Raw genomic sequence first — 25420 nt, 5'->3', positions numbered from 1 at the left:
ACGCCCTTACCTACAATTTACATTAACCGTTGCGGTTTTATTTCGATATTAGCCGTATCAGAACTGACCCACACATCACCATCTTGAACGGTAATGGTAAGTTTTATATTGCGGTCGGCTAAATCTGCAAGTGCCTGAGTAGCGGCGTAATCAAGGCTAAAAATACTTAAGTTTTTAAAATCGTACAACTTAGGTTGATGTTTTTGCCACCAAATAGCTTGGTTGTTTTCGCCATAGGTATAAAGCACCACTTTTTTAGCTTTATTGCAGGCTTTTTTAAGACGCTTTTCATCTGGCAGGCCCAGCTCAATCCACAGCTCTATCTCTTCACTGTAGTTTACATGCCAAAGCTCAGGTTCATCGTCGGCACTTAAGCCTTTGGTAAACTCTAAGCCATCACAACTATTTAGTGCATAGGCTAATAAGCGAATCATCAGGCGTTGCTCGGTTTCAGAGGGATGCTGTGCCAACGTTAAATTAAAATCTTGGTACACGTGGCGGTCCATATCGCTTAACGATAATTGCGCTTTAATAATGGTAGATTTAAGAGCCATAATATCTAATCTAAAAAAATTTGCGCCAGTATAGCGCAATTAAATGAATTGCCAGTTAAAATAGCGTCAAATTATATGTTAGGAGTTAAAAATGGCTATCCAGTGGTTCCCTGGGCACATGAATAAAGCCCGTAATGAGATTAAAGAAATAATGCCGCAAATGGATGTGATCATTGAAGTGCTTGATGCACGCATTCCTTACAGTAGTGAAAACCCTATGGTAACTACGCTTCGTGAAGGCAAGCCGGTCATCAAAATTTTAAATAAGGCTGATTTAGCCGACCCTAAAATGACCCAAGCGTGGAAAGACTATTTTGAGCAAGAAAGTGGCGTTAAAGCCATTGCGTTTGGTCATGATAAAGCCGCTGAGGTGCACCGCATTAATGAGCTTTGTAAAAAGTTGGTGCCACATAAAGTGGGCGCCGATAAGCAAATTAAAGCCATGATCATGGGTATTCCAAATGTGGGCAAATCAACGTTAATTAACGTATTAGCTGGCCGCATAGTTGCAAAAACGGGTAACGAGCCTGCGGTAACAAAAGCGCAGCAACGTATTAAGCTTGAAGATGGCATTATGCTTTACGACACACCAGGTATGCTGTGGCCTAAAGTAGAAAACGAGAACTCGGGTTATCGTTTAGGTGCCACCGGTGCAATACGTGATACAGCACTTGAATACGAAGATGTGGCAAGTTATACCGCAGAGTATTTATTAAAAGCCTACCCAGAGCTTTTAAAAGCACGCTATAAAATAGATGAACTGCCAGAAAGTGACTGGGAGTTTGTAGAAATGGCCGGTAAAAAGCGTGGCTGTATTCGTGGCGGTAACCAAATAGACACCTATAAAATGTCTGAAATACTGATTAACGAATTACGTGATGGGATTATCGGCCGTATTACCATGGAAACCCCAGCCATGCGTGAGGAAGAAGAAATTATGGTAGCTGGCTTACGCGCCGCTGCAGAGGCCAAAAAAGCCGCTAAAGAAGAAGAGAAAAAACAGCGCCGTGCACGTGCACGTAAAAACCGCCGTTAATATGTGAATTTATGTGAGTATGTTACTTACTAAATTACAGACATAAAAAAAGCCCGTAAGGGCTTTTTTAGTTTCATATCTACCGTCACCGATATGAGCAATGTAGCAAGTAAAATAGTAGGGCGGTTACTTATCATCAACATCAAGGGGCGTTGCGGTTCATAACAAGTAACCATAGCTGTTTACGTGCGCCACACGTTGTTTCAGGGTCGAGAAACAAATTAGTTCATTCCGTCACAAGTGGGTATGCATTCCCGTCTTGTTGATATTGATTATCAGTTAGATCTAATAAACTGTCAACACCTAAATGCAAATAATTCTTATTTTATTAAGTGCGTTTTTTAGTCATCGCATAGGTGTACTTCACTACCCTTCTTATTAATTTTTGTTTATGTCTATTTTGTTCATGGTTTTTATGAACAAAATGTACTTTACCGTCATCAATGCACCTTTCCCTCAAAATATTTCGTTAATTTCACGTTAACAATAAGCTGTGCTTTAGATAGCAGTTTGTCGTCGCTTATCTACCTGACAATAAAGATACAAACACAGCGTGGAGAAAATAATGAAAGCAAGTAACACACAGCTCGCTTTAGCAATTACAGCAGCGTTGGCTAGCACATCAGCTTTAGCCGATAACGATACTCAAAAACTACAAGCACAATTAGATGCATTGCAAAAAGAAGTTAACTCTTTAAAAACATCAAGTGGCTTTAATTTGGAGTTTGGAGGACGAGTACAGCTTGATTACAACTATTTTGAAGGTGCCTATAACGCAGGCAATGATGGCTCAGGTGGGAGCGACTTCTTCCCTCGTCGTATTCGTACCTACGTAGAGAGCGAGCATGGAAACTGGGATCACAAATTACTTTTAGAATTTGGCGAAGGGGATGCCGAAATTGTACTTGCCCGCGTGCGTTACGCCTTTGAAAACGGTCTTAAAATTAAAGCGGGTAAAATCCGTGAAGACATGTCGCTAAACGCACTTACTAGCTCAAAGCACATTAATACTATTGAGCGTAGTACGCTTGCTAATACTTTCTCGCCTTTTTTCCGTTGGGGCGTATCTGCTTATCAATACTTTAAAGGCTCAGGTTTTCGATATGCCGTTGGGGTTTATAAAAATGATGCCTTTGGTGCAACGGGTAACGATGAAAACGACCGTCTAACGCTTGCTATTACAGGGCGTGCTACGTGGTCAAGTGCAGCACCTGGTGACGTGATTCATTTAGGTGCATGGCATTCATACCGTGATATGGGTGGCAATGAACTAGGCGAGCGTTTTGCGCGTGGTGAAGTGCGCGAAACTAATGTACGCCTTGTTAATTATACTACAGGCGGTACAGCGGTAGCACTGGATAGCTTATCGCAGTCTGGGCTTGAATTTGCTTTTCAGGCTGACTCTTTAACATTAGAGGCAGAATATGCAAGCCGTGCTTTAGATGCGCTCAATAGCAGCGATGATCTAGATGGCGAACGTTTTGACGGCTTTCATATCTCAGCAAGTTACTTTTTAGGGGGTGAGCAACGACAGTATAAAGCTGGCTCTGCTCTATTTGTACAACCTAAAAATATAAAAAATGCATGGGAGTTAGTTGCTCGAGTTTCGCAAATGGATGCAACGAGTAAAAACCAAGGTAGCGAAGTAACTACCTACACACTTGGTACAAGCTATTACGTTAGTAGTGACATTAAATTTATGGGCAATCTTATCTACAGCGATGTAGATGGCCCAGGTACCGCTGCGCTTGTAGGTGATGAAGACTCTGGTATGGGCTTTAGTGCACGTATGCAGTATTTATTTTAAGGGGACACACAATGAAATTATTTAAGTCAGTTAAAACAACATTATTAGCGGCATCATTAGTACTAAGCAGCCCTATGGCATTGGCCGATATTCACTTTTTAGTACCAGCAGGCCCAGGTGGCGGATGGGATACAACTGCGCGCGGTGTAGGTGAAGGTTTAGTAAAGGCAGGCATTGATAATAATGCGTCTTTTCAGAATATGTCGGGCGGTGGCGGCGGGCGCGCCATTGCCTACTTAATAGAATCAGGTACTAAAAAAGGCGATATATTAATGGTTAATTCAACGCCTATTGTATTGCGAGCCTTAACGGGGAAAATTCCCTATAGCTACCGAGATTTAACACCCGTAGCCAATATGATTGCTGATTTTGGTGCCTTTGTTGTTCGTAACGATTCGCCCTATAAAACCTGGCAGGATGTTATTAAAGCGCTTAAAGAAGACCCAAGCTCAATTAAAGTAGCGGGTGGTTCTGCCCGTGGCAGTATGGATCACTTAGTTGCTGCACAAGCGGCTAAAGCAGGCGGGGTTGATGGCCGCAGAATTCGTTACATTCCTTACGATGGCGGTGGTAAAGCAAAAGCTGGTTTACTCTCTGGTGAAGTAAACTTACTTTCTACCGGTTTAAGCGAGGCGTTAGAAGTTGCAAATGGCGGGCAGGCGAGGGTGTTAGCAGTTACATCGCCAGAAGCTTTAGCGGATTACCCTAAAATACCTACGTTAAAGTCGATGGGTTACGATATGGAGTTTGTTAATTGGCGCGGCTTTTTTGCTGCTCCTAATTTACCTGCCGATAAACTTGCTCAATACACCGAGAAACTTCGTAAATTACAATCAACTCCTGAGTGGGAAACTGTTCGCGCACGAAATGGCTGGTTAAATCTCTTTCAAGAAAAAGATGAATTTATCCAGTCACTCGAAAAACAAGAAGCGCAGCTTAAAGTGGCAATGCAAGAGCTTGGCTTTATTCGTAAAGCGGATTAATCGAGGTTTTTTATGATGAATCGCGAACTACTAGGGCCAAGTTTATTCTTGGCGCTATTTACACTCTACGCCATTGTGGCGTGGCAAATTCCACTATTACCATTTGAAGAATACGAAACGGTTACTTCTGCTACATTACCAAAAGTATACGCAGCTTTTGGCATTGTGGTGTGCTTGCTTTCTATCGGTTCTACTTTGCTTAAGCCAAACGAAAAAGCGGCAGAAAACCAGCCTCTAGAAAAGTCGCATGTCGTACGAACTTTAGGCTTATTAGTTTTAATGGTGATTTATAGTGCAATGTTGGAGCCTGTTGGCTTTTTAATCTCGACCAGCGCCTTTTTATTAGCGGGTTTTTTTGTAATGGGTGAAAGGCGCAAGAAGATTCTATTGTTTGCCTCTCTTCCTGTTGCCGTAGTGTTTTGGTTTTTGATGACTCAAGTATTAGGTATTTACTTGGTTCCGGGCGATTTATGGAGTTAAGTTATGTTTGATGGAATTATGCTTGGTTTGTCGACCGTGCTCGACTTTAATAATTTAATGTACGTGATAGCAGGCTGTTTGGTGGGTACATTTATTGGTATGTTACCTGGGCTTGGGCCAATAACTGCTATTGCATTGATGATCCCTATTACTTACAGCATAGGTGCTGATTCAGGGATGATTTTAATGGCTGGGGTTTATTATGGCGCTATTTTTGGTGGCTCTACATCATCCATTTTAATAAATGCGCCAGGGGTGGCGGGTACGGTGGCTTCATCTTTTGATGGCTATCCGTTAGCAAAGCAAGGGCATGCTGGTAAAGCCTTGGCTATTGCCGCTTACTCCTCATTTATAGGTGGAACTATAGGCGCCATACTACTTATGGTTGCCGCACCTCTACTAGCAAAGGTGTCATTGAGTTTTCAATCTCCTGATTATGTTGTGCTAATGTTTTTAGGTTTAACAGCTATTGCTGCATTTTCAAATAAAGGCCAATTTTTAAAAGCAATGATGATGACAGTATTTGGTTTAATGCTGGCAACGGTAGGTATAGATCCATCCTCGGGAACCGAGCGATTTACCTTTGGACAAGCCGACTTACTCGATGGTATTAGCTTTTTATTAATTGCAATGGCAACGTTTGCACTTGCTGAGGCATTAATTAATGTTGTTAAGCCAGAGAAGAAAGACGCTAAAAGTCTTAATGATTCAGATACGCCGCAAATAGGTTCAACTAAATTAACAAAAGACGAAGTTAAAGATATGGCGCCGGTTGTTGGCCGTTCGTCATTTTTAGGATTTATTGTTGGTGTTTTACCTGGCGCAGGAGCCACTATTGCAAGCTTTATGGCCTATGCCACTGAGCGAAATTTGGCACCTAAAGGCCTAAAAGAAAAATTTGGAAAAGGCTCTTTACGTGGTCTTGCCGCTCCTGAGTCTGCAAATAATGCAGCATGCACAGGTTCATTTGTACCTTTATTAACATTGGGGATTCCTGGCTCTGGCACGACGGCCATAATGCTAGGAGCATTAATAGCATATGGTATTCAGCCAGGCCCTATGCTCATGCAAGAAAACCCAAGTGTATTTTGGTCTGTCATTGTAAGCATGTATTTTGGCAACATTGTTTTATTGATTTTAAACTTACCTCTCATTCCTTATTTTGCAAAAGTATTGGCAATGCCAAAGTCGGTATTAACCATTATGATTTTGTTCTTTAGTTTAATAGGCGTGTACTTGGTGTCGTTTAACACATTCGACTTATTTATGATGGTTGGTGTTGCCTTGGTTGCGTTAATATTACGCCTATTGGCCTTTCCAATGGCTCCTTTGTTACTTGGCTTTATTTTAGGCGATATGATTGAGCGAAACTTTCGTCGTTCAATGATGATTTCGGATGGCTCTTTAAGCTTTTTATGGGATAGGCCACTCACATTAAGTATTTTTATACTTTCTATTTTAGTGTTGTTGTTCCCATTAAAAGATTATTTGAAGCAGCGCCGTGCGGATAAAACAGCTTCTAGGTTACAGCAAGAGCAAGCTTAATAAGGACGTTAATGACAAACACCAACAAACCAAGCCCATTGCAGAGCATGGTAAAAAAACCTAAACGATTAGAAACACGTTTAATTATTTGGGTAACTGGGCTATGTGTTTTACAAGCAATATTGTTTGGGGCGTTGGTGTATCAGCTTACGGCGCAAAGTTTACATAATCACATAGGTGATAAAGCACTCGCTGTAGCAAGTAGTATCGCAACACGAACTGATGTAATAAATGCGTTAGAGGGAAAAGGTGATTTAACAGCATTTAATTTGCAAATAGAGAGCCTTACGGAGCTAACAAGCGCTGATTTTATAGTAGTTGGCGATATTAATGCACTGCGTATTATACACCCTGATGAGCACAAAGTTGGCAAACCTATGGTTGGAGGTGATAGTCAGGAGGCCCTTCAAGGCGAGCGCTATATATCGGTAGCTCATGGCAGCATGGGGGAGTCAATTCGCGGTAAAGTACCTGTATATAATGCTAACAATGAAATTATAGGCCTAGTGTCTGTTGGTTTTTTGGTGCAATCAATTGATCCGCTTATTTTATCTCGTAGTGCTGAAATACTTATTTGGGGGCTGATGCTTGTTGGTTTAAGTATTATTGCCGCGGTTTATATTGGTCAACGAGTACGTAATGCTATATTTGGTTTGCAACCAGATGAAATAGCAAGATTATTTTCAGAGCAGGATGCTATTTTAAATACTGTGCGTAGCGGCATTATTGCACTGGAGCCTGATGGAACCGTGCGTAAACTAAATCAACGTGCCTGCGAAATTCTTGATAAGCCTACATCTACAATCCATAAAAACCTTACTCTAGAAGACCTATTGCCTGAGCATGCTGAGTTTTTACTGCGCAATCAAAGCCGCACAATTGTTGGGTTTGAGTTATTTGCTGCAGATAAACGAATTATTTTGTCGCGGTTTTCTTTACAAGTTCAAGGTCAGGATGATGGTATTTTGCTCAGTATGCGCCCGTCTGATGAACTGGAATATTTAAGTCAGCAGCTAACAAAAGTACAAGCATTTGCTGAGTTACTTCGTGTTCAAACACATGATTACTCGAATAAATTAAACCTAATTGGTGCTTTAGTTCAAATGGGCAAAAACGAGCAAGCAATTGAACTTATAGGGCAAGAAAGTCAGGGTTCTCAAGCACAAATTCACAACTTACTTGAGCGGATTCAAGACCCCGTATTAGCTGGTTTATTAGTGGGAAAATACCACAAAGCACGAGAGCTTAATGTTGCTCTTGAGCTTAACCAAGATAGTTTGCTTGGTGTTATAGAACGTAAGGATATGCTTGAACGAGTGGTTTCTATTTTAGGCAATTTAATAGATAACGCCATTGAAGCTGCTATTAGAGCATCTGATACTCGCCCTGCTAAAGTAAGGGTAACAGTTGACGAAACCAGTCAAACTTTATTGTTTGACGTGGAAGATACAGGGTTTGGTTTAGGCTCTGATCATGAAGTCATTTTTACGCCTCAATTTAGTTCTAAGTCTGGGGCGCAACACGGTATTGGTTTGTACTTAGTAAAAACCAATTTAGACTCCTGCCGTGGTAGTTTAGAGATTGGTGAGTCGGATTTATTAGGGGCGCGGTTAAGTGTTTATATTCCAAAATAATAAGAGTAATTAAGCAATGACCTATTCTGTAATTATAATTGAAGACGAAGTTGAAGTTGCACAGCTAATTGCCCAGTATTTATTACTGCCGGGGGGCGCTGCGGGAAGTCAAATTGCAAAACAGAGTTTACGCCAAGGACAGTACCAAGTGGTTGGAATTGCAGGTAATTTAAGTACTGCAACAGCTCTGTTGCAAGCGATAGAGGCAGATCTTATTTTACTCGATATACATTTACCTGATGGTAACGGACTCGATTTATTATCAGATTTACGGCGTCGTGAAATTAAGAGCGAAGTGATGCTACTAACGGCTGCCAAAGAAGTTGAAACACTTGAAAAAGCAATGCAACTTGGTGCCTGTGACTTTTTAGTTAAACCGTTAATGTTAAATAGATTAGACCAAGCTCTTTCGCGCTTTGAGGCGCGTCAACAGTGTTTTTCTGATGCAAACGAAGTGACCCAATCAATGGTTGATGTGTTATTCGGTTCAAAAGAGAAAAAGCAGGGTGCTATTAGGCTGCCCAAAGGCGTTGACCAGCTTACATTGCAAAAAATCCATGATGCATTCGTACAGCATGATTCAAGTGCATTTACTGCTCAGCAAATGGGCGATTTAGTGGGGGTAAGCCGCTCAACTGCTCGTCGCTATTTAGAGTTTTTATTAGAGTCTGAAAAGTTAAGTGCTGATCAAAGCTACGGTAGTATTGGCAGGCCAGAGCGTTGTTACAAAATAATTAAGTAACTGAGTGCTCTTCAGATTACGAGAATAAAACATAATCTTTTTAATGGGTTACATAATAATCAGTGCTATTTAACCAGTGCTTGATGTAAATCTAGAAAAATTTTATTGAATTGATTGCATTTTAAGCGACTTGTATGGTGATGTTCGCTTTAAGTAATGCTATACTCCCGCCGAATAATTTTTCGACTTTATTAAGAGTAAAATAATGGCAGATTTATCGAAGTACAGAAACATTGGTATTTTCGCGCACGTTGATGCGGGTAAAACCACTACTACTGAGCGTATCCTGAAGCTTACAGGTACTATCCATAAAACAGGTGAGGTTCATGATGGTGAATCTACTACTGACTTCATGGATCAAGAAGCTGAGCGCGGTATTACTATCCAGTCTGCGGCAGTAAGCTGTTTCTGGAAAGATCACCGTTTCAACGTTATCGATACTCCTGGACACGTTGACTTCACAGTTGAAGTTTACCGTTCACTTAAAGTATTAGACGGCGGTGTTGGTGTATTCTGTGGTTCTGGTGGTGTTGAGCCACAATCAGAAACTAACTGGCGTTACGCTAACGAATCAGAAGTTGCACGTATTATCTTCGTAAACAAATTAGACCGTATGGGTGCTGATTTTTACCGTGTAACTGAGCAAGTACGTAAAGTACTTGGTGCTGTACCACTAGTTATGACTTTACCAATCGGTATTGAAGATGACTTCGTTGGTGTTGTAGACGTTCTTACTAAAAAAGCATACGTTTGGGATGACACTGGTCTTCCTGAAAACTACGAAATCACAGACGTTCCTGCAGACATGGTTGACAAAGTAGACGAATACCATGAAATGCTTATCGAAACTGCTGTAGAGCAAGACGATGACCTAATGGAAGCGTACATGGAAGGTGAAGTACCTTCTTTAGAAGATATCAAGCGTTGTATCCGTAAAGGTACTCGTGACCTTGCTTTCTTCCCTACATTCTGTGGTTCTGCATTCAAAAACAAAGGTGTTCAACTAGTACTTGACGCTGTTGTTGATTACTTACCATCTCCTACAGAAGTTGACCCTCAACCTCTTATGGATGAAGAAGGTAACGAAACTGGCGAGCATGCAATCGTATCTGCTGATGAGTCTTTCAAAGCATTAGCATTTAAGATCATGGATGACCGTTTTGGTGCATTAACATTCGTACGTATTTACTCAGGTAAACTTAACAAGGGTGACACTATCCTTAACTCGTTTACTGGTAAAACAGAGCGTGTTGGCCGTATGGTTGAGATGCAAGCTGACGAACGTAAAGAGTTAACTAGCGCACAAGCTGGTGACATCATTGCAATCGTAGGTATGAAAAACGTTCAAACTGGTCACACTCTATGTGATCCGAAAGACAAAGTAACTCTAGAGCCAATGGTATTCCCAACTCCAGTAATCTCGATTGCTGTACAGCCTAAAGATAAAGGCGGTAATGAGAAAATGGGTATTGCTATCGGTAAAATGGTTGCAGAAGATCCGTCTTTCCAAGTTGAGACTGATGAAGATTCAGGCGAAACTATCCTTAAAGGTATGGGTGAGCTTCACTTAGATATCAAAGTAGATATCCTTAAGCGTACTTACGGCGTAGACCTTATTGTTGGTCAACCACAGGTTGCTTACCGTGAAACTATCACTCGTGAAATCGAAGATAGCTACACGCATAAGAAACAATCTGGTGGTTCTGGTCAGTTCGGTAAAATTGATTACCGCATCAAGCCAGGCGAAGCGAATTCAGGCTTCACGTTCACTTCATCAGTTGTTGGTGGTAACGTACCGAAAGAATTCTGGCCTGCAGTTGAGAAAGGCTTCAAGTCAATGATGAACGAAGGTGTTCTAGCTGGCTTCCCAGTACTTGACGTTGAAGTAGAACTTTTCGACGGTGGCTTCCACGCCGTGGATTCATCTGCAATCGCATTCGAAATCGCTGCTAAAGGCGCTTTCCGTCAATCGATCCCTAAAGCGGGCGCACAACTTCTTGAGCCAATCATGAAAGTTGACGTGTTCACTCCAGAAGATCACGTTGGTGACGTAATCGGTGACCTTAACCGTCGTCGTGGTATGCTAAGCGACCAAGAAGCTGGTTTAACTGGCGTTCGCATTAAAGCAGACGTTCCGTTATCAGAAATGTTTGGTTACATCGGTTCACTACGTACAATGACATCAGGTCGTGGTCAGTTCTCTATGGAGTTCTCACACTACGCAGCATGTCCACAAAACGTAGCTGACACTGTAATCGCTGCAGAAAAAGAGAAAAAAGCAGCTAAGTAATTAGCTCTGTAACTCTTTAAAAAAACCCGCACATGTTGCGGGTTTTTTATTGCCTACGATTTAATTACTCTTTGAGTTAGCGTCTCTCAAAAACAGTAATACCAACATTAGAAGCCTAAATAAAAGGCTGCTTAAAGCGGTGCGCAATATATGGTATTTAAAGCTGAAGTGACCGTAGGAGCAATGGCTGCTTAGCTTCGCACAGAGTGCGTAAGAGCGCTCACTTAATACAGTAAGTTACACATGGGTTAGTGAGGCGCAGTTATGAAAGGGAAGTTGTATAGCGGCTTATTTTAGGTATAAAAAAAGGAGCAATTATGCTCCTTTTTGTATTTAGTGCGTGCCCATTGCGCTAATTAAACTTCTTAATTGCTTTAGCTCTTAGCGCTTTCATCTTTGGCAAGCGAGGCTTATTAAAGCTTTGTATTGGCATAACCACTAAATGCTCTTGTGGCAGGGCTGGCACCGTTTTAGGGTATTGCCCAGGCTCTGGTACCGAAATCTCTTTTAAATGCACTTTAAGGTTGTTTAGCATAGGGTCGTTATCAACTTCGCTAGGGCAAATAAATATTCCCATTTTACGCAGTTGCACACCTAACTTAATGCTACTGGTGTAGCGTATTATTGGCGCTCCAAGTAATAGACCGAGTAATATAGGCGATAACCACCAAAAGAACACTGGCGTAAAGTAATAGGCTGTAGCGCCCCATACTATGGCAACCAAGGTAGAAAATAGTGTGTAATTAAACGCTTCTTTCCACGGTACCATGCGGCCTTCGCGCGGTTGTGCATCCCACTTAACTTTTTTACCCAAAAATACACACACTACAAAGTAAGCATGAAACACCATCATAAGTGGTGCCACAATAATGGCAAATACAGTCTCTATTATTGAGCCTAATATTAATTTAAACGAGCCGCCAAAGCGCTTATTTCTGTGCACTAGCGTAACAATTACACCCATTAATTTAGGCACCAATAATATAATAATGGTTAAATAAAGTAGTGAATCAATTAGGTCTGTTTTAGCTATTTGCCACGTTGGGAATAACTGATAAACCCGATTAAAGTACACATCGCTATTTAATGCACGTGTTACCGCATCTATGGTGCTTAGTGCCAGCATAGATAACCAAATAAGCGATGAAATATAAGCGGTTGCGCCTAATAAAAAGTGAAACTTACTCATTAACTTTAATTTAGACGAGCCTAATAAACCAAGATGCTGAATGTTACCTTGCACCCAACGTCTGTCGCGTATGGCATAATCTAAAATGTTACTTGGTACTTCTTCGTAGCTACCTTCAATATCGCTAAGTAATAGAACATCCCAGCCTGCACTGTGCAGTAGTGAAGCTTCTACAAAGTCATGACTTAAAATTTCGCCACCAAAGGGGGCATTGCCTTCAAGCGTAGGTAAACCACAATAGTTAATAAATGCTTCAACACGAATAATGGCATTGTGGCCCCAATAATTAGCTTTGTCGGTTTGCCAAAAAGCAGACCCCGTTGCCAGCATTGGGCTGTAAAGCACAGAGGCAAATTGTAAAAAACGACCAAAGTAGGTGTCTTGACGAACTGGAATAGGGATAGTTTGAATTAAGCCAGCTTGCGGGTTGTTGATCATGCTTGTGGTCAGCTCTAGCATACATTTGCCCGTCATTACGCTGTCGGCATCAAGTACAATCATGTGATCGTATTGGCTGCCCCAGCGCTCGCAAAAGTCGGTTAAGTTACCTACTTTACGGTGTTTATTATCTTCGCGGCGACGATAGAAAACCTGTTTTGCAGTATCGCCTAAACGCTCACATAAAGCATGCCATGCGCTTAGCTCGTTTTGTGCTATTTCAGGATCTTGCGTGTCGCTAAGTAAATAAAAGTCAAAATTGGCAAGTTGCCCAGTCTCTTTTAGCGATTGTAAGCTCACTTCAAAGCCGGCAATAACACGGTGCGTGTCTTCGTTATAGATAGGCATAACTACCGCGGTTTTTTGCTGTGCAAGCGCGGTATTGTCAAACTCAATAGGCTTAATGCGTCTTAGGGTGAGCGGGTCAATACGAAATAATTGCAGTACAAATCCTATCGTGCCGCTACAAAATGCCGTAACAATCCATGCAAAGGTTATTGAAAATAAAACCAATAGCGCGTATTCAAGCAAGGTCATTCCGTTTGAGCTTAAAATTTCAAACATAATGGAGATGCCGTACCCTGAAACAGTGAGTGCAGCAATAGCAAATAACCATACGCGCAGTGTTTTGAATGGCATGGGTGTGCCCTTTACTTTATTACTTGATGTCATTTGGGTACCAAACATAGCTCCATACCTCACTAATTTCTTTATCACGAAGTTTTAACGATAAACGCATATCTACGGGTTGATCGTCCTGTGGTGCAATTTTAAACGCTACTCGCCAACCAAGAGATTTAGGAAGTTTTTGCACTGTTACATCCCTTACTTCACCTGTTGTAAGCTGAATGTCGGCTTCAAGTGTTAGCTTTTCAGACAGGTTGTTTAAATCGGGGCCTGCAAAGTCAACGGTAAACTGGCGATGGCTTTGCGGTGGTGGATTATCTTCACCTGGCAGTGCTGCGCTACCAATACGTGTGCGTGTTACACGCGCCTTTTGGTGTTGAGTTAAATGGGCGTTAAAGGTGCTCATTTTGTAGCTTAGCTTTAATGAATCACCAGCTTTCATTGGCTTTTCAGGCACCCAGTAACTCACTATATTGTCGTTTGTTTCTGTGTCTGTTGGTATTTCTACTAGCTCAACCCGGCCATTTCCCCATTCACCTTTTGGCTCTATCCACAGACTTGGACGGTCGTGGTAGTGCGCTTCAGTGTCTAGGTAATTGTTAAAGTCACGGTCACGCTGTGCTAAACCAAACCCCTTAGGGTTGGTGTACGAAAACGAAGTAACGCTTAACTGTGTTGGGTTGTTAAGCGGGCGCCATACCCATTTGTTATCGGCTGACTGTGTTAACAAGCCGTCTGAGTCATGCACTTCTGGGCGGTAGTCATCAAAAAACTTAGTGCTGTTTTCACCGTGGTAAAACATACTTGTTAAAGGGGCTACGCCTAGCTTTTTAATATCTTTACGGGCAAAAATTTGCATATCAACTTCAACTAACATGCTGGTTGTTGGGTCAATATCAAATTTGTAAGCGCCTGATACCGAAGGGCTATCAAGCAATGCAAAAATAGTGATGTTAGTTTGCTCAGCCTGGGGCTTAACAAGCCAAAACTCTTTAAACATAGGGAACTCTTCACCCGATGTTTCCGCGGTATCGATTGCTAATCCGCGTGCTGATAAACCATATACTTGATTAGGACCAACAACTCTAAAATAAGAGGCCCCTTGAAACACCATTACCTCATCTTTGTATTCGTTTGTGTTAATTGGGTAATGTAAGCGAAAGCCTGCATGGCCTAGTTGTGTGCCGGCTACGCTTTTTGCTATTTCGTCTTTTAAAGGGGCGGCTGTGCCATCGTATTGATAAAAATCAGTACTAAAAGGTAGGCGGTTACGTTTTGAGTCGCCTTCTACGGTATTAATTGTTACCGGTGTTTTATATAAAAAACCAGGGTGAAAGAGTTGTAGCTCATACAGGCCTTCATCTTTCCACACTGATTTGTCCTGCTTAAATCGAATTGAGCGGTAATCTTGGTAATCAATGTTATTTAATGCTTCTAGCTCTATATTTTTTGGAGGTGCATATTCTTGTTCGGCTAGTTTTTTAGCGCGGGCGCTTATTACTTCAAATAGGCTTTCTTGCGGAATTGCTGCATCAACACTTGCTGCTATTGCCTGCGTGCTATAGCCCCAGCCAGAAAAAATAAAAAGTAGACCCAATAATGGCGTTGCTTTTTTCTGCCAAGTAGGAGGTGTTTGGGTTAATTGTTTCATTTCCATTCCTTTATAAAAACACGACTTATTTTTACGCTTAGGGTTTGTTACTTAACTACTACACAAGGGTGACGAACTTATAGTGCAACTTTTAATCCGTAAATAAAGTGTTTACATTTCAACAGTTAAATTTATTAAAAAGGGTTTTAACTACGGCTTATGTGTAAAAAATACTCATTTAATGTATTTGTTGCGCGGCTAATTCTATTAATAGTTAATAAACGGTATGGAAGATATTAAGGGTTGTTTACTGAAGCTTGTCTGAATTACATTTTTATAAGCATAAAAAAAGCCGCAAAAATGCGGCTTTAAAACAAATCACTCGTTATTTTTTCTTAAATCTGCGCACTAATGAAAGTGGCGCTAATAAAAGAGATAACCAAAGCAATGAGCCTGAGTCGTTATCGTCATCACCACGTAGGTTGTTTACTCTTACTACAACCGTTTGTGCTTCAGATACGTTACCTACACTATCCTCTGCTTGTACTGTAAGGGTAATACGATTTTCAAACTCGTAGTCTACTTCGCTTGCAACAATTAACTGACCTTGCTCGTTAATTGATACAGAATCGTTACCTGATACGATAAATTTAACCACAGGTGATACATCAGCGTTAGGGTCACTAAAATCAAGTGTGCCAATCACAGTGCCTACAGCGCTGTTTTCATCTACTGTGAATATTTGATCAGGTGCAATTACCGGTGTTTGCTCTTCAGGGGTAAGTACTACTTCAGATTTTATATCAACAATCACAGGGTCGTGATCAGATGCACGGTATGGTCCTTCTGCGTAAAGCGTAGATTGATGACCTTCGCTCTTAAACTCTAGGTTGTAATCAAGCACGATAGGCTCATCAGTATTGATATGCCAATCATTTGCTGCAACAACTTTGCTTAGTAAAGACTCGGTTGCTAAAGCATGGTCAAGTCTACCTGCACGGCCAGAGAAGCTATAAGAGTAGCTTAATGTATCGCCATCAAGCTCTGCGACTACGTTTTTATAGCCTTTTTCATCAAACTTACGGATTGGATCTTCCATTGCATAAGCGTTCATATCACCAACAAGAATGATATCTTCGTCATCTACGCCAGTAGGTTTGTTGTCTAACCAATCAGTAAACGCATCAGCAGCTTCGGTACGAATTTCATTCCAACAGCCTTGGCCATCACCTAGGTCGTCGTTGTTATCATCACCACAGCTCCCTTTAGATTTAAGGTGGGCTACAGAAACAGTAAATACTTCATCTGTTGAAAGTGACTTAAAGCTTTGCGCAATAGGTGCACGGTTGCTGTAATCAAACGGGTAATCAGTAGTAATAGCGGCTGTGCCTACTTCTTCTACTTTATCTGCGCGGTAAATAAGGGCTGTGGTGATTTCGTCGGTACCAATTTGGGCTACGTTAAAATCCACAAACGCGTAGTTGTTAGCGCTGTCAGCATCGTTTAATGCATTTACTAAACTTGCTATAGCACTGAACTCACCAAAGCCATCATTTTCAATTTCCATTAAGCCAACAACATCAGCTTGCATTGCACTAATAGCACTTACAAGTTTTGCTTCTTGACGTACAAACTCTTCTTCTGAGTCTGCACCACGGCTAGTAGGGAAACCACCGCCTTGGCCATCACCGTTAAAGTAGTTAAGTACGTTAAAGCTGGCGATTCGTAAATCGGCTTCTTCACTTTGCTCAGGCGCATCTTCACGTGCATTAGTCGCTATAAACTGTGGTGTAACTGTTGGGTGAATGCGATACGTGCTAAAGCTGTATGTAACTACCCCTGTTACCGCATTTACAGTATCGCCGGTACGTAGAGTATTTTCTGCCGATAGGCCTGGCGCTGGGTAAGCCGATGGATCTGAGTTTTGAGCTGTAGAGCCATCATCTAATAAGATTTTTTTAGTCAAGTTAGCCGCTTCAACAGCATTGGCTGCATCACCTGGCAATGCAACTTGAGTGCCTTGGTATAAACGCTCAGTGGCTAGTTCTACTTCACCATAGCGACCTAAGCCGAAGTTGTTAGTAACTACAAGTGTTTGATCTAGGCTCACTAGCATACCTTCATAAGCTTCTAGGTCAGCTTGGCTCTCTAAAGGTAAACTTATTGAGGTTGCAGAGGCCACTTCGTCAGTACCACATACAGCAATTTGTGTTACATCTGCTAGTTGTGTTGAATCATAGTATTCATCAACTGTGCCCTGTACGCGCACGTGGTCACCTACATTTACATCGGTATCAGTAAAGTAAACAAACAAACCTTCAGAGGTCATTGGATCGTTATCTACATCTGCAGCAAGCGAGCTCACAAAGAAACCATCTAAGCCATCTTCACCTTGAAAATCGGCAGTGACAATACCTTCAATTTCAACAAGGGTATCTACTAACGGGCTTGCTTCACCAGAACCTTGCACAGCGCTAATTAGCGTTTTATCTGCGCCACATACAAGCGGTTCTAATGGTTCTGGCTCAGGGTCTGGCGCAGGAGCCGTACCACCATCGCCAGCATGCGAGCCTAAGCCGTCAAAGGTATCCTCATCAAACTGTTCCCATTCATCGCTAGGATTAAAAGTTGCAGTTGAGTCAGTTCGACCCGTTGTGATGCTATTTTTTCTTCGTAAGGTTTTATTTTGAGTTTGTACGGTATCATCAGACCAAAAAGAGCCAGGATCAACACCCACTTGGCCAAAGCTATCAACTACCACACCATCTTTAGTTAAAACAAGGGCATCGTCACCATTGTAGTAAGTTACTGTGCTGGTTATGTCTGCAATATCAAGAATGGCAGCGTCTGCACCGGAGTTTGAAATTATATAGGTGGTATTGGCAGCCAATGTGCCTGATAAATCAATTGAGTTACCTACCGAACTACTACCATTTGAATAAAGTCCTAAAGTATAACCTTCAAGAGAAAGCTCGGTATCAGCATTGTTATAAAGCTCAATCGCTTTATTGTTGCTGCTGCCTTCGATGTATTCAGAAATGATTAGATCGGCGGAGGCTGGTGCACTGAGGCTTGCTAATACAAGCGCCAGTGGCGTTATTTTCGTTTTTAACATTTTTTATTATTCCCGTGTATTTAAATCCCAAAATGGGACACCAGTTTAGGCAATCTAAATGACAAAAAGAATACAAAAATGTTAATGATTGTAAAAAAATTAAGGCGGCGTACCGCCTTTGATAACATGTTTACTTATTTTGCAGCCATTGCGCGGCCTGCTTGGCAAAATACGTTAAAATACCATCCGCTCCGGCGCGTTTAAACGCCAGTAAAGATTCCATAATTGTGGCCTCTTCACTCAACCAGCCGTTATCGATTGCCGCTTTGTGCATTGCATATTCGCCACTGACCTGATATGCGAAAGTAGGTACACCAAATTCATCTTTAACACGACGAACAATATCAAGGTACGGCATACCGGGTTTCACCATCACCATGTCGGCGCCTTCTTGTAAATCAAGTGCTACTTCACGAATTGCCTCATCAGAGTTGGCAGGATCCATTTGATACGTTTTTTTGTCGGCCCCTTTCAAGTTACCTGCAGAGCCAACAGCGTCTCTAAACGGCCCGTAATAGCTAGAGGCATATTTAGCTGAGTAAGCCATTATGCGTGTGTGAATATGTCCATCTGCTTCAAGTGCTTCGCGAATAGCACCAATACGGCCATCCATCATGTCAGAGGGTGCAACCACATCTGCGCCTGCCTCGGCGTGCGAAAGCGCCTGCTTAACAAGAATTTCAGTGGTTATGTCATTAATTACATAACCTTCATCATCAATAATGCCGTCTTGGCCATGAGTAGTGAATGGGTCAAGGGCTACATCGGTAATAACCCCAAGCTCAGGGAAAGCTTCTTTTAAAGCACGAACAGTGCGTTGTGCTAAGCCATCTTCACTGTAGGCTTCTTCGGCCATCAAAGACTTTTTGTCAGCAGGGGTCACCGGAAAAATAGCGACGGCAGGTACACCTAAATCTACAAGCTCTTTAGCTTCTTCAAGCAATAAATCAATTGATAAACGTTCAATTCCTGGCATTGATTCAATTGCTTCGCGGCGGTTTTTACCTTCAAGTACAAATACCGGAAAAATTAAATCGTTTACCGATAGTTGGTTTTCGGCCATTAAACGGCGAGAAAAATCACTGCGGCGCATTCTACGCATGCGGGTATATGGGAAAAGGTCGAGTCCTGATTGGGCCATGTTACTAAGCTCCTACTGTGGAATTGGAAAACTAATTACTTGATTTCGGCCATGTTGTTTAGCGAAATAGAGCGCTTTATCTGCGTCGTCTGTAAATAGCTCAGGGTTACTAATATCGTTTACTACAGCGCTGTTTACGCCAGCACTAATGGTTACTTTTACGGATGTTCCGGCTACGTTTACGGTATTACTCTCTACGGCTTGGCGAATTTTTTCAGCAATATCAACAGCCCCCTCTTTTGGAGTGTTAGGTAGCAAAACAACAAACTCTTCGCCGCCGTAGCGAGCCACTTCATCCAACGGGCGTTTTAAATGCTGTTTTATAATGTCGGCTACAGCGCGTATTACTTGGTCGCCGGTTAAGTGCCCGTAGTTATCATTTACGCGTTTAAACCGGTCTATATCGAGCATAATCATACTCAAAGGCGTTTGTTCACGCCGAGAGCGACGCAGTTCCATCACTAATTTTTTATCAAAAAAGCGACGATTTTTAACGCCACTCAGCGCGTCTTCCATATTAAGTAGCTCAAGCTCGCGGTTTTTATCTTCTAGTTCACGCAAAGTGACTTGTAACTCAAAGGTGCGCTCATCAACTAACGACTCTAATTCTTTTTGTGTTTGGGCTTGCAGCGCGAGTCGCTCATTTAATAGTGTATCTTGGGCTGCATTTTCAGCAATCAAGGTTTGTTGAGCAATAACTTGTTCATCACGCTCTAAAATAAAGCGCTTCATAACGCCATAACATAGGCAAAATGTACTACCAAAAAAGCATATAAAAACAAAAGCTAAGCTACTTCTACCTAAAGGATATAAGCCAAATACAGCAATAATAAGGTACACCATAACAAGTAAAAATAGCATGAGTGCAATTAGCAGTGCTTGAATTGGTTTTGAAGGCGCGTTTTGCTGGCAGATGTAGGCGCTTACCAAGCAATAAACAATAACAATCGGGCTCGCCAGTAAGCTAAATGGGGTAAACACTGTGCTAGGTAAAGCCCACATAAACAGCAGGCTAATTGCGTAAATATTAGCAACAATGGTTTGCCATTTTAGTAGTTTAGAGGCTTTAGGTTGGCACAGTTGTTTTTGTAGCGGCACAAAAGCAAGCGTAGTGAGCATTAGTAAAACAGGTATCATTACTTGCTGTAATGAAGGCGAATTTGGATGAAAATAACGAGCGCCAAAACCGCATAAATAAGCCAGTAGCACACCTAAGGTCAGCGTAATAATGCCTGCATAAGCAAAATACAACTTGCGCGAAAACCCATACAAAACCAAGCAACTTATGGCCAATGAAAATAAAAAACCAATGAGTAAGCCATAAATTAAATTAAGCTTACCTTTATGCGCTAGGTAGGCATCTGGTTGCCATAAAGTCAGCGGGATGCGCAGCCCTGCACTGTTGTTAACCTTCATTATTACAGTGCTAATACTATTTGCTGGCAGCCTCAAGGTTGCTAATAAAGATTCACTTTTTATTAGCCGTGATGAGAGCTTAAAGTTATCGCCAGTTTGCGTGTGTGAGAGCAGTGCTGAATTATAAAAATGAAAAATTTGCGCTTCATTTAACAGCGGGTTATCGAGCGATAAAATAGGGCTTATATTGTTATTTAAGGTGTTTTTAACTGTAAACTTGACCCATACAGGGCGTTGTTCAAACCCTAAATTTAATGGCTTATCACTTACTGTTTGCCAGTCGTTAACCTCATGGTAGGCATTGTTTGCTGTGGTGGGCGTAAACGAATAGCTCAGGGTGTCTATTTTTATTGATTTAAAATTTTCAGAAATTACGGGGTTTGCAACACTGCAAAATGAACAAAGGAGCATAAATAGGCTAAATAGCGCCTTTGGGCTTGTCATTAGCGACCTGCTATATCAAATAAGCTATAAAAGTTAGCCGTACTATGGGTGGCAATAGTACTTGGTTCAACGTTATAAAGCTTAGCGAGTGTTTCACACACATAACTAAGATAGGCGGGCTCATTTTTACGTGATTTTGGTTTAGGGGTTATTGTGCGTGGAATTAAAAAAGGCGCATCGGTTTCTATTAATAACCGCTCAAGCGGGATACTTGGCACCAATTGTTGCAATGCTTTACCGCGGCGCTCGTCACACACCCACCCAGTAATGCCAATATAAAGGCCTAATTCTAAATAGTCTTTAAGTGCTTGGGCATTGCCTGTAAAGCAATGCAGCACACCACGTACGTTATAGTTAGCCAAAATATTTAGCATATCTTCGCTTGCGTCACGTTCGTGTAAATAAACAGGTAGGTTTAGTTTTTCGGCTAACGCTAACTGGCGTTTTAATACGCTGCGCTGAATATCGCGAGGAGAAAAATCGCGATTATAATCAAGCCCACACTCACCAATGGCCACAACGCAATCGTTACTAGCAAGCTGCGTTAAAGTGGTTTCAAGTTCATCGGTGGCGTCTTTAGCGTCATGTGGATGCACGCCAGCAGTAGAAAACTGATTATATTGTTTTGCTAATGCAAGCGATTGTTCGCTACTAGGCACATCGCAGCCGATCAGTAACATAGCTTGCACGCCCGCGGCATTTGCGCGGGCAATAATGGCCTGATGCTCACCTTCAAACTGGTGATTGGTTAAATTAACGCCGGCATCAACTAACGTGTAGGTCATTACTGAGTGCGCTTCACACGGATTGAGCGGTTTTGACCATCTTTACGAAGTAAAAAAGAATTAAATACACCGCGGCTAATAACCACTGTGTCTGACTCTTTTAATTTAAGACTGTCAGAGCCAATTTGACGCCATTGCTGATCGTTATCAAGGGTAATAATGAGCTCGCCATAAGGAGCTTTTCTAACTGATGATACTGACGCTGTGATATTTTCGTCTTTATCTTTAGTGATCTCTTTATGCTCAAGGCCAAAATCATCTGCTTTAGCAGCAGGCGCTGCTTTAGAAACAGCTGTAACAGGTGCACTTACGTTTGGCGATACATTGGTTACGGCTTTTGGTGGGGTAAGGGTTTTTTTCTCACTAGGTTTAGTAAGCGGTTTACCTGCCACTGTGTTGTCATAACATAGTAAACGGTTAAAGTCGTTTTCAATAAAGCTACATGCTTGCAAAGCTTGCACGTTAATTTCTTGCGCTGCAAACGTCGGTGCGCTTAGTAAAACCAGTAGTGAGAGTAGTTGTTTTTTCATTTTATTCCTCAGATTCCTGTTGTTCTTTAGCGCTATAAAATTTCGCTAAAATTAACCCTAGCTCAAATAAAAGCAGCATAGGAATTGCTAATAGTGTTTGTGATAACACATCGGGCGGTGTTAAAAACATCGCCACAACAAATACACCAACCACAATATAAGGGCGTTTTTGCTTTAAACTCTGCGTGGTTGTAGCGCCACTCCAACATAGCAACATTATGGCTACGGGTATTTCAAACGCCACACCAAATGCAAAAAATAGCTTAAGTACAAATCCTAAATAGCTACTAATATCCGGTGCTAGGGTCATCATTTGCGGCCCTACACTAGTAAAAAAGCCTAATATAATAGGGAGCACTATAAAGTAGCAAAAAGCGATACCGCCATAAAATAGCAAAATACTCGAGGCCAAAATTGGCATTAGCATGCGTTTTTCGTGTTGGTATAAGCCAGGTGCTATAAATCCCCAAATTTGATGCAATATCCACGGAATAGCGCCAAACAAAGCAACAAATAGCGTTAGTTTAAACGGTGCAAAAAACGGTGCCGTAACATCGGTAGCTATCATAGTGGCAGTGCTTGGTAAATGTGCGACTAAAGGGGCGGCTACAAACTCATATATATCATTGGCAAAATACACTAGGCCAATAAATATCACTAAAATACTAAAAAGTGATTTAATAAGCCGATCGCGCAGCTCAATTAAGTGAGCGACGAACCCTGATTTAGCTTGTTCAGACATTATTTTTTATACCACGTAATAAGTTGACCACAAATAGGGGAATTAATTTCACTTTTTTTCATCGAGTTGTTCGTTAGATGACATGCTTGAAGTGTTTTTATAGCTATGAGTAACCGACTGCGCTGCTTTTTGCAGTTGATCAACCGATTGTTGTAGCTCAGGGCTTAAATCTTTAAGCTCTTGTTGCTCTGCTTTTTTTAGGTTTTCGTGAAGCTCGTGTATGCGTAGCTCTTCACTCACTTCTGCTTTAACTGAGTTGGCCATCGACTTAACGGTTTTTACCCAGCGCATTACGGTGCGAATGGCAACCGGTAACCGCTCAGGGCCAAGTACCACTAGGCCAACAATAAAAACAACAACGAGCTCCCACATTCCCATATTGCTTAAACCTTAGTATCGTCTTTGGTTTTTTCAGTGCTTTGTGTCTGTGTTGGCGCTGCTTTTTGAGACTCTTGGATTTGCTCAGCTTTTTCGCTTTCAGTCTCTTTAGTTTGATCATCAGACATGGCTTTTTTAAACCCTTTTACTGCACCGCCTAAGTCACCACCCATGCCGCGTAGTTTTTTAGTACCAAAAAGAAGTACGATAATCGCTAAAACAATCAATAATTGCCAAATACTAATGCCACCTAAACCCATGGTTATCTCCAACTGATAAATGCTTAAATGTTTATTTTAAGTACTAATTATACGCACTGTGGCATAAATAGCACTTAGTTTATGTGTTACGCCACGCCACAATAAAGCTAATTGCAGACGCTGCTAATGTTACGCCTGCCGCTATGAGGTCGTGCTGCAGATAACACAGTGCCGATACAATTAGTGTAGCACTGCCAAATAGGCTAAGTACTAGCGCTTTGTGTGACACTTTACTTGGCTGAGAATGCTGCATTTGCGGACTACGTTTTAAATTTTGATAAATTAAATCAGGTAGTTCTGGCATTTTTTCAGCCCAAAATGGCAAGTTAGCATACATTTGTTTCATTACTGATAACGGTCCAACTTGTTGTTTTACCCAATCTTCTAAAAATGGCTTAGCGGTTTTCCACAAATCAAGCTGAGGATAAAGCTGACGCCCTAAGCCCTCAACGTATAATAACGTTTTTTGTAATAATACTAACTGCGGCTGTACTTGCATGTTAAAGCGGCGTGCGGTGTTAAATAAATTAACGAGTACATGGCCAAACGATATCTCAGCTAGCGGCTTATTAAATATAGGTTCGCACACGGTACGAATTGCAAATTCAAACTCTTCTATGCTGGTATCGGGCGGAACCCAGCCCGAGTCAACATGTAGCTGAGCAACTTGGCGGTAGTCACGATTAAAAAAGGCGATAAAGTTTTCTGCGAGATAGCGTTTATCTTCTTTGTTTAATGTGCCAACAATGCCACAGTCGATACCAATATACATGGGGTTTTCAGGGTGCTCGCGAGAGACAAATATATTGCCAGGGTGCATATCAGCATGAAAAAAACTGTCTCTAAATACTTGGGTAAAAAACACTTCTACACCGCGCTCAGCGAGTAATTTCATATTGGTATTTTGCGCAATTAACGACTCAGTATCTGAGACCGGGATTCCGTAAATACGCTCCATAACCAAAACGTTACTGCGGCTATAATCGCTATAAACAGCCGGGATATATAACGAATCAGAGCCTTCAAAGTTACGCTTAAGTTGTATGCCATTTGCGCCTTCGCGCATTAAATCGAGCTCATCTAACAAGGTTTTTTTATACTCTTTGACCACTTCGACAGGGCGTAACCTTTTTGCTTCGCTGTGTACATTGGCAAGTACTTTAGCGAGCTTTTCCATAAGTGCTAAGTCGGCATTAATTTGTGTTTTTATGTTTGGCCTAATCACTTTTATAACAACATCTTGGGTATTGTTATGAGCATCAACTAGCTTAGCAGTATGCACTTGTGCAATGGACGCTGAGGCCAATGGGGTTTGCGAAAACTCACTAAACAACTGGTTTATATCGCTAATTTCGAGCGCTTTTTCAATTATTTTTTGGGCAAGTTCGCCTTCAAAGGGCTCGACTTGGTCTTGCAAAAAAGCAAGCTCTAGCGCAATGTCGTGAGGAAGTAAGTCTCGGCGGGTAGAAAGCATTTGGCCAAACTTAATCCACACAGGGCCAAGCTCTTGCAAGGCTAAGCGCAGTCGCAAGCCCGCGGGCTTATTTTTGTGCTGGTTACGTAACCAAAACAAGCTACCACGCGCAATTTTAGCGTACCAAGGTATTTTTTGTTTTGGTATTAACTCATCTAGTCCGTAGCTAAGTAATGTTTTAGTGATGTAATACAATCGAGCAGTCGACACAAAAAATCC

At 41.7% G+C, this 25420-nt stretch carries 20 protein-coding genes; 8 read left to right on the top strand and 12 right to left on the bottom strand.

Annotated features, from left to right (window positions below; genetic code table 11):
• Window positions 1-17: 17 nt before the first annotated feature.
• Complete coding sequence (locus tag B2R65_RS04375; protein WP_029772909.1) at window positions 18-554, bottom strand: YaeQ family protein; 537 nt, start codon at window positions 552-554, stop codon at window positions 18-20.
• A gap of 91 nt (window positions 555-645) precedes the next feature.
• Here B2R65_RS04375 and ylqF point away from each other — a divergent pair, with 91 nt between their 5' ends.
• The 8 genes from ylqF (at window position 646) to fusA (ending at window position 11071) form a co-directional block, all read left to right on the top strand.
• The gene (ylqF, locus tag B2R65_RS04370) at window positions 646-1590 is read left to right on the top strand and encodes a ribosome biogenesis GTPase YlqF (RefSeq protein WP_054983594.1); all 945 of its coding nucleotides are present in this window, start codon (window positions 646-648) and stop codon (window positions 1588-1590) included.
• A gap of 565 nt (window positions 1591-2155) precedes the next feature.
• Complete coding sequence (locus B2R65_RS04365; RefSeq protein WP_286741315.1) at window positions 2156-3397, top strand: OprO/OprP family phosphate-selective porin; 1242 nt, start codon at window positions 2156-2158, stop codon at window positions 3395-3397.
• Between the two features lie 11 nt (window positions 3398-3408).
• Window positions 3409-4380, top strand: coding sequence for a Bug family tripartite tricarboxylate transporter substrate binding protein (locus B2R65_RS04360; RefSeq protein WP_138685049.1), 972 nt, complete (start codon window positions 3409-3411; stop codon window positions 4378-4380).
• Between the two features lie 12 nt (window positions 4381-4392).
• The gene (locus B2R65_RS04355) at window positions 4393-4860 is read left to right on the top strand and encodes a tripartite tricarboxylate transporter TctB family protein (protein ID WP_286741314.1); all 468 of its coding nucleotides are present in this window, start codon (window positions 4393-4395) and stop codon (window positions 4858-4860) included.
• A 3-nt stretch (window positions 4861-4863) separates the two neighbouring features.
• Window positions 4864-6405: a tripartite tricarboxylate transporter permease gene (locus tag B2R65_RS04350; protein WP_064385956.1), complete on the top strand. Its 1542-nt coding sequence runs from the start codon at window positions 4864-4866 to the stop codon at window positions 6403-6405.
• Between the two features lie 11 nt (window positions 6406-6416).
• On the top strand, window positions 6417-8039 hold the full coding sequence (locus tag B2R65_RS04345) for an ATP-binding protein (protein WP_286741313.1): 1623 nt from the start codon (window positions 6417-6419) through the stop codon (window positions 8037-8039).
• 16 nt (window positions 8040-8055) lie between these two features.
• On the top strand, window positions 8056-8781 hold the full coding sequence (locus B2R65_RS04340; RefSeq protein ID WP_004587464.1) for a response regulator: 726 nt from the start codon (window positions 8056-8058) through the stop codon (window positions 8779-8781).
• 205 nt (window positions 8782-8986) lie between these two features.
• Window positions 8987-11071 carry an elongation factor G gene (gene fusA / locus B2R65_RS04335; RefSeq protein ID WP_024033968.1) on the top strand — a complete coding sequence of 695 codons (2085 nt, stop codon included), beginning with the start codon at window positions 8987-8989 and terminating at the stop codon, window positions 11069-11071.
• Between the two features lie 352 nt (window positions 11072-11423).
• Here fusA and mdoH read toward each other — a convergent pair whose 3' ends face one another.
• From mdoH to ubiB, 11 genes are all read right to left on the bottom strand, one after another.
• Window positions 11424-13385 (bottom strand): glucans biosynthesis glucosyltransferase MdoH, encoded by a 1962-nt coding sequence (gene mdoH, locus B2R65_RS04330; RefSeq protein ID WP_286741312.1) that lies wholly within the window; start codon window positions 13383-13385, stop codon window positions 11424-11426.
• Complete coding sequence (locus tag B2R65_RS04325) at window positions 13357-14976, bottom strand: OpgD/OpgG family glucan biosynthesis protein (RefSeq protein ID WP_286741311.1); 1620 nt, start codon at window positions 14974-14976, stop codon at window positions 13357-13359. Before B2R65_RS04325 ends, mdoH begins: the two co-directional genes overlap by 29 nt.
• A gap of 325 nt (window positions 14977-15301) precedes the next feature.
• The gene (locus B2R65_RS04320) at window positions 15302-18031 is read right to left on the bottom strand and encodes an ExeM/NucH family extracellular endonuclease (protein WP_029772897.1); all 2730 of its coding nucleotides are present in this window, start codon (window positions 18029-18031) and stop codon (window positions 15302-15304) included.
• 130 nt (window positions 18032-18161) lie between these two features.
• Window positions 18162-19172 carry a porphobilinogen synthase gene (gene hemB, locus B2R65_RS04315; RefSeq protein WP_029772896.1) on the bottom strand — a complete coding sequence of 337 codons (1011 nt, stop codon included), beginning with the start codon at window positions 19170-19172 and terminating at the stop codon, window positions 18162-18164.
• 12 nt (window positions 19173-19184) lie between these two features.
• Window positions 19185-21032 carry a sensor domain-containing diguanylate cyclase gene (locus B2R65_RS04310; protein WP_273609935.1) on the bottom strand — a complete coding sequence of 616 codons (1848 nt, stop codon included), beginning with the start codon at window positions 21030-21032 and terminating at the stop codon, window positions 19185-19187.
• Window positions 21032-21817: a TatD family hydrolase gene (locus B2R65_RS04305; protein WP_024033962.1), complete on the bottom strand. Its 786-nt coding sequence runs from the start codon at window positions 21815-21817 to the stop codon at window positions 21032-21034. The genes B2R65_RS04310 and B2R65_RS04305 overlap by 1 nt, the downstream gene beginning before the upstream one ends.
• Window positions 21817-22347: a hypothetical protein gene (locus tag B2R65_RS04300; protein WP_286741307.1), complete on the bottom strand. Its 531-nt coding sequence runs from the start codon at window positions 22345-22347 to the stop codon at window positions 21817-21819. Before B2R65_RS04300 ends, B2R65_RS04305 begins: the two co-directional genes overlap by 1 nt.
• 1 nt (window position 22348) lies before the next feature.
• Complete coding sequence (gene tatC, locus B2R65_RS04295) at window positions 22349-23089, bottom strand: twin-arginine translocase subunit TatC (RefSeq protein WP_029772892.1); 741 nt, start codon at window positions 23087-23089, stop codon at window positions 22349-22351.
• 48 nt (window positions 23090-23137) lie between these two features.
• On the bottom strand, window positions 23138-23461 hold the full coding sequence (gene tatB, locus B2R65_RS04290; protein ID WP_223230557.1) for a Sec-independent protein translocase protein TatB: 324 nt from the start codon (window positions 23459-23461) through the stop codon (window positions 23138-23140).
• 11 nt (window positions 23462-23472) lie between these two features.
• Complete coding sequence (tatA, locus tag B2R65_RS04285; protein WP_004587475.1) at window positions 23473-23727, bottom strand: Sec-independent protein translocase subunit TatA; 255 nt, start codon at window positions 23725-23727, stop codon at window positions 23473-23475.
• Between the two features lie 79 nt (window positions 23728-23806).
• On the bottom strand, window positions 23807-25411 hold the full coding sequence (gene ubiB / locus B2R65_RS04280; RefSeq protein ID WP_029772890.1) for a ubiquinone biosynthesis regulatory protein kinase UbiB: 1605 nt from the start codon (window positions 25409-25411) through the stop codon (window positions 23807-23809).
• Window positions 25412-25420 lie beyond the last annotated feature (9 nt).

The sequence above is a fragment of the Pseudoalteromonas sp. UBA2102 genome, assembly GCF_002331165.1.
GTDB classification, from domain to species: domain Bacteria; phylum Pseudomonadota; class Gammaproteobacteria; order Enterobacterales; family Alteromonadaceae; genus Pseudoalteromonas; species Pseudoalteromonas atlantica.
Note: the sequence above shows the minus strand (reverse complement) of the source record. Positions and strands in the feature narration are given on the sequence as shown.

What these genes read in the sequence shown, in the direction of transcription:
- B2R65_RS04375 (WP_029772909.1), bottom strand. Translation starts at nt 554, where the DNA reads ATGGCTCTTAAATCTACCATTATTAAAGCGCAATTATCGTTAAGCGAT.
- ylqF (WP_054983594.1), top strand. Translation starts at nt 646, where the DNA reads ATGGCTATCCAGTGGTTCCCTGGGCACATGAATAAAGCCCGTAATGAG.
- B2R65_RS04365 (WP_286741315.1), top strand. Translation starts at nt 2,156, where the DNA reads ATGAAAGCAAGTAACACACAGCTCGCTTTAGCAATTACAGCAGCGTTG.
- B2R65_RS04360 (WP_138685049.1), top strand. Translation starts at nt 3,409, where the DNA reads ATGAAATTATTTAAGTCAGTTAAAACAACATTATTAGCGGCATCATTA.
- B2R65_RS04355 (WP_286741314.1), top strand. Translation starts at nt 4,393, where the DNA reads ATGATGAATCGCGAACTACTAGGGCCAAGTTTATTCTTGGCGCTATTT.
- B2R65_RS04350 (WP_064385956.1), top strand. Translation starts at nt 4,864, where the DNA reads ATGTTTGATGGAATTATGCTTGGTTTGTCGACCGTGCTCGACTTTAAT.
- B2R65_RS04345 (WP_286741313.1), top strand. Translation starts at nt 6,417, where the DNA reads ATGACAAACACCAACAAACCAAGCCCATTGCAGAGCATGGTAAAAAAA.
- B2R65_RS04340 (WP_004587464.1), top strand. Translation starts at nt 8,056, where the DNA reads ATGACCTATTCTGTAATTATAATTGAAGACGAAGTTGAAGTTGCACAG.
- fusA (WP_024033968.1), top strand. Translation starts at nt 8,987, where the DNA reads ATGGCAGATTTATCGAAGTACAGAAACATTGGTATTTTCGCGCACGTT.
- mdoH (WP_286741312.1), bottom strand. Translation starts at nt 13,385, where the DNA reads ATGTTTGGTACCCAAATGACATCAAGTAATAAAGTAAAGGGCACACCC.
- B2R65_RS04325 (WP_286741311.1), bottom strand. Translation starts at nt 14,976, where the DNA reads ATGAAACAATTAACCCAAACACCTCCTACTTGGCAGAAAAAAGCAACG.
- B2R65_RS04320 (WP_029772897.1), bottom strand. Translation starts at nt 18,031, where the DNA reads ATGTTAAAAACGAAAATAACGCCACTGGCGCTTGTATTAGCAAGCCTC.
- hemB (WP_029772896.1), bottom strand. Translation starts at nt 19,172, where the DNA reads ATGGCCCAATCAGGACTCGACCTTTTCCCATATACCCGCATGCGTAGA.
- B2R65_RS04310 (WP_273609935.1), bottom strand. Translation starts at nt 21,032, where the DNA reads ATGACAAGCCCAAAGGCGCTATTTAGCCTATTTATGCTCCTTTGTTCA.
- B2R65_RS04305 (WP_024033962.1), bottom strand. Translation starts at nt 21,817, where the DNA reads ATGACCTACACGTTAGTTGATGCCGGCGTTAATTTAACCAATCACCAG.
- B2R65_RS04300 (WP_286741307.1), bottom strand. Translation starts at nt 22,347, where the DNA reads ATGAAAAAACAACTACTCTCACTACTGGTTTTACTAAGCGCACCGACG.
- tatC (WP_029772892.1), bottom strand. Translation starts at nt 23,089, where the DNA reads ATGTCTGAACAAGCTAAATCAGGGTTCGTCGCTCACTTAATTGAGCTG.
- tatB (WP_223230557.1), bottom strand. Translation starts at nt 23,461, where the DNA reads ATGTGGGAGCTCGTTGTTGTTTTTATTGTTGGCCTAGTGGTACTTGGC.
- tatA (WP_004587475.1), bottom strand. Translation starts at nt 23,727, where the DNA reads ATGGGTTTAGGTGGCATTAGTATTTGGCAATTATTGATTGTTTTAGCG.